Annotated in this window: 7 protein-coding genes; 1 reads left to right on the forward strand and 6 read right to left on the reverse strand. The window is 24.7% G+C overall.

Annotation, left to right across the window (positions count from 1 at the left end; translation table 11 throughout):
- Positions 1-162: 162 nt before the first annotated feature.
- From GBZ86_RS11490 to murI, 5 genes are all read right to left on the reverse strand, one after another.
- Complete coding sequence (locus GBZ86_RS11490) at positions 163-852, reverse strand: helix-turn-helix domain-containing protein (protein WP_152890803.1); 690 nt, start codon at positions 850-852, stop codon at positions 163-165.
- Entirely contained in the window at positions 853-1,230 is a 378-nt protein-coding gene (locus tag GBZ86_RS11495) for a DUF3783 domain-containing protein (protein ID WP_152890805.1), read from the reverse strand.
- 26 nt (positions 1,231-1,256) lie between these two features.
- Positions 1,257-1,769 carry a peptidylprolyl isomerase gene (locus tag GBZ86_RS11500; protein ID WP_152890806.1) on the reverse strand — a complete coding sequence of 171 codons (513 nt, stop codon included), beginning with the start codon at positions 1,767-1,769 and terminating at the stop codon, positions 1,257-1,259.
- Between the two features lie 274 nt (positions 1,770-2,043).
- Positions 2,044-2,313 (reverse strand): STAS-like domain-containing protein, encoded by a 270-nt coding sequence (locus GBZ86_RS11505; RefSeq protein WP_152890808.1) that lies wholly within the window; start codon positions 2,311-2,313, stop codon positions 2,044-2,046.
- A 185-nt stretch (positions 2,314-2,498) separates the two neighbouring features.
- Entirely contained in the window at positions 2,499-3,281 is a 783-nt protein-coding gene (murI, locus tag GBZ86_RS11510; protein ID WP_152890810.1) for a glutamate racemase, read from the reverse strand.
- Positions 3,282-3,549: 268 nt separating this feature from the next.
- On the opposite strand from murI, the gene GBZ86_RS11515 reads away from it, so the two are divergent.
- Entirely contained in the window at positions 3,550-5,451 is a 1,902-nt protein-coding gene (locus tag GBZ86_RS11515; protein ID WP_152890812.1) for a type I glutamate--ammonia ligase, read from the forward strand.
- Positions 5,452-5,522: 71 nt separating this feature from the next.
- On the opposite strand, the gene GBZ86_RS11520 is transcribed toward GBZ86_RS11515, so the two are convergent.
- Entirely contained in the window at positions 5,523-5,813 is a 291-nt protein-coding gene (locus GBZ86_RS11520) for a hypothetical protein (protein WP_152890814.1), read from the reverse strand.
- Positions 5,814-6,022 lie beyond the last annotated feature (209 nt).

Below are 6,022 nucleotides of genomic sequence, written 5' to 3' on the forward strand. Positions count from 1 at the left end.
ATATAATATATTCATAATTGTTAAATGAATTGATTATTTTTTTAAGTTATCCACAAGACAATGTGAATATGTTAATAAGTTTATTAACATATTTAAACAAGTTATTTTACTAAAAAAAATACACTTAAAAATTTTTTAATTTTAAGTGTATTTTAAACATTATTATAATATAAATTCTATTTTATTTAATTTTGCTATAGGTGTAACTTCTTTTATATTAGTAGTTTCTGTTTTCATACTTCCACCATTACTAATTAAAAGTACTTTTGAACTATCTAGTTTTTTAATTTGTCTTACCACTCTTAAACCATTAAGCTCTATTAAGCATATAGAATTATTTTCTAATTCTTTTATTGAATTGCAAAATGCTAAATCTCCTTTTTGCATTCTATAACCTGTCATATCATTATTTTCTATCACTATATAAAATACTTTATCAGCAGAATAACCTTCTATTTTATTTGAATTTATAGGTAATTGTTTATATCCTATAAGTTTATTTAAATTATAATCATATATAGGCACATTTTTTAACACAGAACCAAAAGCTTGATTCCACATTTCATTTATTTCGCCATTTGATTTTGAATTTCTTCTAGTTGGTGCTACATTTTTTACTTCTAACTGCTTTTCCTTTTTTAAATCTTCATCTGTAACAACCATACTTATATCATTTAAATCAGCTTTTAAAACTTTAGAAATTTTATCTATTAATGATTCATTAATTATTTTTTTTCCTATTTCAACTTCATTAACAAACTTTTCTGCAACTCCAAGTTTTTTAGCTAATGCTTTTTGAGTTAGTCCGCTTTTTTCTCTAGCCTGTTTTATTCTTTCCCCAACTCTACTCATTTATAGTTTTCCTTTCTCATGTTCCATATGCCAATTTCTTTCTTCAATTAAATGTTTTGCTAAATTAATAAACTCCCATTGTCTTGAACTTTCTGTAACCATTGCTAATATAGGATTTTTAACTATTCCTTTAACTACTCCTATCATCATTTTAAGCTCTTCATCAGGAAGGTTGTTAAAAATTATTATTTGTTCTTGCAAATCTAATTTATTATTTACAATTTCAAATCTTAAACCTGATAATATATCATCTATCTTCATATCAACCATTTCATCTTTAACAACAATTAATTTCACACCCATTATTTGCAAATCTGAAATTTGTTCTTCATTTAGTCCATAAACTAACATTGATTTTTCATTTTCTAACATGGCCATAAATATCACCAATCCCTAGTTATAAATTAAAGAGTTTCTGGCTCTCCTATATTGTCAGCATTTTCAACTGTTACTTCTTCCATTACTTGAGGCTCTAAAGGTTTGTCATTATAATCTGTTCTAACTGCTACTATTTTATCTGCAACTTCCATTCCTTCTATTACTTTTCCAAAAGAAGCATATTGTCCATCTAAATGAGGTGAATTTTCAACCATTATGAAGAATTGACTTCCTGCTGAATCATTTACCATAGTTCTAGCCATGGATAAAACTCCTCTTGCATGTTTTAAATCATTTTTAAATTTATTTCTAGTAAATTCACCTTTTATTCTATATCCAGGGCCACCCATTCCCGTTCCTTCTGGACATCCTCCTTGTATCATAAAACCAGGAATTACTCTGTGAAATGCAACTCCGTTATAAAAACCTTTTTTAATTAAACTTACAAAATTTTTAACCGTATTAGGAGCAATTTCAGGATATAATTCTATTTTCATAATTTCTCCTGATTTCATTTTTATTGTAACTATTGGATTCATATAAATATCTCCTTTCAAAATAAAAACTATTATATAGTATCGTCTTTTTAATTTTTATTAATCCTTCATTAAACAAAATTTTATTTAATGAGAATAGTTTTCCTTTTTATAAATTATATATTATTTTTCTTATTATTTAAATATCCACAAAATAAAAAGCTTATAAAGACTAATATAATAGACAACAATCCATTAATTTAATCTTTATAAGCTTATGATTTAATACTCTAAAATATTTTTTTAACATATTTTCCTATTATTTTTTTATAAAATATTAATTAAAAGTTGTACCTTTAACCACTCTAGAATAATCTGTATAATTTGATAAATTCTTAACATTAATTTTTTTAATTATAGATTCTCTTCCTAACCTATTTATAAGTTCTGTAAATAAACAAGTTAGAAAATTTGTAGAAATTTTTCCCACTCCGTTAAAGTCTAGTTCTATATTATCATTTAAATTATTCTTTATATATTCTCTTAAAATTATAGCATCTTCAACTGAAAAATTTTCCCCCAAAAACTCTTTCACATTAATATTCATAAAATTTACCCCCAAATCAAACTCTTATTGTTTATTTATTTTAAATTTTCTGACAATTCATTTCTATGACTATATATTATCAACTCTTTATTTTTTTGTCAATATTTTAACAAACATTTTTAACTTTTTAATAAAAGTATACATAATTCAAAATTTATTTTTCAATTATGTATACTTCTGTATTTTTAAATTTCTAATAATTTTTTGCTCAACTTTACAAGTTTATCATCATTGCTAGAATTTAATATATTTACCTTTCCATTTTTACAGTTATTATTTTTTAAATTTAATTTTAATAATTGCCTCTTTAGTTCTCTAGCTGTACCATAGCTACCATCTATAATATTCGGATATTCTCCCACTATATTTCTTATTTCATCTTTTACAAAAGGATAATGAGTACATCCTAATACAATATTTGATATTTTATTATTTTTATATATGCCTAACTTACTTTGTAAATAATCATTTAAACTTTTTCCTGTTAATATTCCTTTTTCTATATACTCTACCAATCCTGCACAGGGAACAGATATTATCTCTTTATGATTATTATGCTTCTGCATTAAATCATTAAACTTCTTTTCAGCTAAAGTCATAGGAGTTGCCATTACTATTATTTTCCCTTCTTTTTTTGATTCAACAGCCGGTTTTAGTGCTGGTTCTATTCCTATAATGGGGATTTCCTTATATGTATTTCTTAAATCTTTAATAGCTGCAGAAGTAGCAGTATTGCATGCTATAACAATTGCTTTTGCACCTTTTTGTAACAAAAACTCCACTGCATTAAATGTTAATTTTTTAGCTTCATCTACAGTTTTTGTTCCATAAGGAGCATTCTTTGAATCTCCATAATAAATGTAACTTTCTTCTGGCATAATCTCTATAGCTTTTTTCATTACACTTAATCCACCTACTCCTGAATCAAAAAAACCTATAGGATTATTTCTGAAATTTATATATCTCATATCGCTTCTCACTCCAAAAAGTATAATATGTTAATAAAAATATTTTATAACTTTCTATAAAATAAATCCATTACAATTAACTAAATTTAGTTTATTTTTATTGACATTAATCACATCATATAATAAAATTTGTTTAATATAATTTTATTACACGAACCATTATTAGAATGATTTAAAATTCATTCGCTTAATGTATTTTAAATTTATATATGAAAGGAAGTGACTATAGTTATTACAATTATTATACTAATTGTAATAATTTAATACTATGAGTAATAATTTGATTTATACAATTCCTAAAAAAAATCATAATAAAGAAGATTTAATAAAAATATTAAACTCACATCCTGAAATAAAATTTGTTTCTTTAGTTGGAGTAGACCTTGCTGGAAATGATACGGATGAAAAAATACCAGTAAAAATATTTATAAAAGATATAGATTCATTTCTTCACGGAACTGCAGTTCAAACAGATGGTTCATCAGTTGTACTCCCTGGAATAGCAACTCTTAATAATGCTAAAGTAGATATGATTGCTGATATTGATTGTAATTGGTTTATTGATTATAATTATGACTTTTTAGATTCTTCTACAAATAATCCAACTGGAACTCTTAGAATTCCTTGCTTTTTAATTCATGAAGATAAAGCTGTGGATTCTAGACATATTCTTAAACATGCTATAGATACTTTTAAGCAATCTCTTTTAGAGCTATTAAAGAATAATCCTTCCACACTTGAAAGTTTAAAAATATCTTTTGATGATATAGATGATATTTTATTAACCTCTGCTACAGAACTTGAATTTTGGATTAAAACACCTAATGATAAAGCACAAATCGAAGAACTTTGTACCTCTCAAGTATTACAAGAACAATATTGGACAAGAACTAAAGGTAATGTAAGAACAGCATTAGAAAAAAGCTTATTACTAATGGATTCATATGGATTTGAACCTGAAATGGGACATAAAGAGGTTGGAGGAGTTAAAGCTAAACTTGATTCAACAGGTCATTTCAATCATATTATGGAACAACTTGAAATAGATTGGAAATATTCAGATGCTCTTCAAGCTGCTGATAATGAATTATTTATAAGAACTTTAGTAAAGGAAACATTTAGAGAAAATGGATTAGAAGTTACATTCTTAGCTAAGCCTATAGATGGAGTTGCAGGAAGTGGAGAACATACTCATCTAGGAGTTAGTTTAAAATTAAAAAATGGTAAAATATTAAATCTTTTTAATGCTACTAAAAATCATTTTTTAAGTACTATTGGTTATGGTGCAATAATGGGATTATTAAAAAATTACGAAATAATGAATCCATTTATATCCTCTACAACTGATTCCCTTAAAAGATTAAAACCTGGATTTGAAGCACCTGTTTGCATTGTTACTTCGCTTGGACAAAGTCCAGAAATTCCTTCAAGAAATAGAACAATCCTTGCTGGCTTAATAAGAGATCCTCAAAATCCATTAGCAACACGATTTGAATTAAGATCTCCAAATCCATTTACAAATACTTATTTATGCATAGCAGCTAGTTATCTATCTATGCTTGATGGTATTAAATATGCTGTTGAAAATAATAAATCTGAAGATGAACTTCTTAAAGAATTATCTAAAAAACCTAATGAAAAAGCAGATTATCTAGAATATTCTAGATCTTATAGAAGTGAAGAAGATGTTTTTGAAGATTTTACTGAAGAAGAAAGAAATCAGTTCTTCGGTCATGCACCATCTACTGTATTTGAAAATTTATCTGCTTTCGATAAATATAATGAAAAGTTAAATGTTTTAAAAGTAAATAATGTTTTTACAGATAAACTTATAAATAGTTTTAGATTAGCCACTTTAACAAGATGGTCTACTGAAGTAGTCTATAGACTTATTCCTCAATATACAAATGAAATAAGAGCTACTAAATCTCTTCATTGCTTAGATAAAGCTTTAGATTTAGATGTATCAAATTGGATGTCAATAAATGAATTAAGACACTTAATAATGAAAGATAGCTATCATACTAGAAGTTTATTTACTCAAATTAAACAATCTATAAACGAAAATGATTATGAAAAAGCTTCAATTCTTCATTTAAAACTAGATGAAAATATGGAAACGCTAAAAGAATTATATAGTACTTATAAAAAAAATCTTTTAGATATATAACCAAAAGCATGTATACTATTTTATAGCATACATGCTTTACTTCTATGCAAATTTTAAAATTTATTTATATGCTAATTAATAATTCCTATAGTTGAAAGATTTATATAGTTCTTACTTAATATTTCAAATGAATAATTTTCAGCATTAATAAAAGGATTATTATTAATAATATTTTCAGCTTCTTTAAAATTATTTGCATGAAATATTATAGTTCCACCATTTTTATTATATATTCCAGCGCAAAGAATGTATTTAGGCTTATTACTATCTTTATACGTTTTTGCTAAATGGCTTCTGTTATTTTTTATACAACTTTGCAACTTATAATTTATTTTAACAAATATTCCACTACTTTTAATCATTATTAATACCCCCTTATTAATTAACTTGATAATTTATATATATTATGTAACTGTAATTTTTATGACTAACTTTCATAACATACTAAGAAATCTTTCATCAAAATATATTTCATAGTAAAAAAAATTACATATGCTTAAACACATGTAATTTTTATATTTTTTTCTTTAACAACAAACATATTCTTCTTTTTTATTAAAATACATAATAA

Source organism: Clostridium tarantellae (assembly GCF_009295725.1).
GTDB lineage: Bacteria > Bacillota > Clostridia > Clostridiales > Clostridiaceae > Sarcina > Sarcina tarantellae.

Bases quoted from the DNA above. Each gene is read 5' to 3' on its own strand.
- murI (WP_152890810.1), bottom strand. From the start codon at position 3,281: ATGAGATATATAAATTTCAGAAATAATCCTATAGGTTTTTTTGATTCA.
- GBZ86_RS11520 (WP_152890814.1), bottom strand. From the start codon at position 5,813: ATGATTAAAAGTAGTGGAATATTTGTTAAAATAAATTATAAGTTGCAA.
- GBZ86_RS11500 (WP_152890806.1), bottom strand. From the start codon at position 1,769: ATGAATCCAATAGTTACAATAAAAATGAAATCAGGAGAAATTATGAAA.
- GBZ86_RS11505 (WP_152890808.1), bottom strand. From the start codon at position 2,313: ATGAATATTAATGTGAAAGAGTTTTTGGGGGAAAATTTTTCAGTTGAA.
- GBZ86_RS11490 (WP_152890803.1), bottom strand. From the start codon at position 852: ATGAGTAGAGTTGGGGAAAGAATAAAACAGGCTAGAGAAAAAAGCGGA.
- GBZ86_RS11515 (WP_152890812.1), top strand. From the start codon at position 3,550: ATGAGTAATAATTTGATTTATACAATTCCTAAAAAAAATCATAATAAA.
- GBZ86_RS11495 (WP_152890805.1), bottom strand. From the start codon at position 1,230: ATGGCCATGTTAGAAAATGAAAAATCAATGTTAGTTTATGGACTAAAT.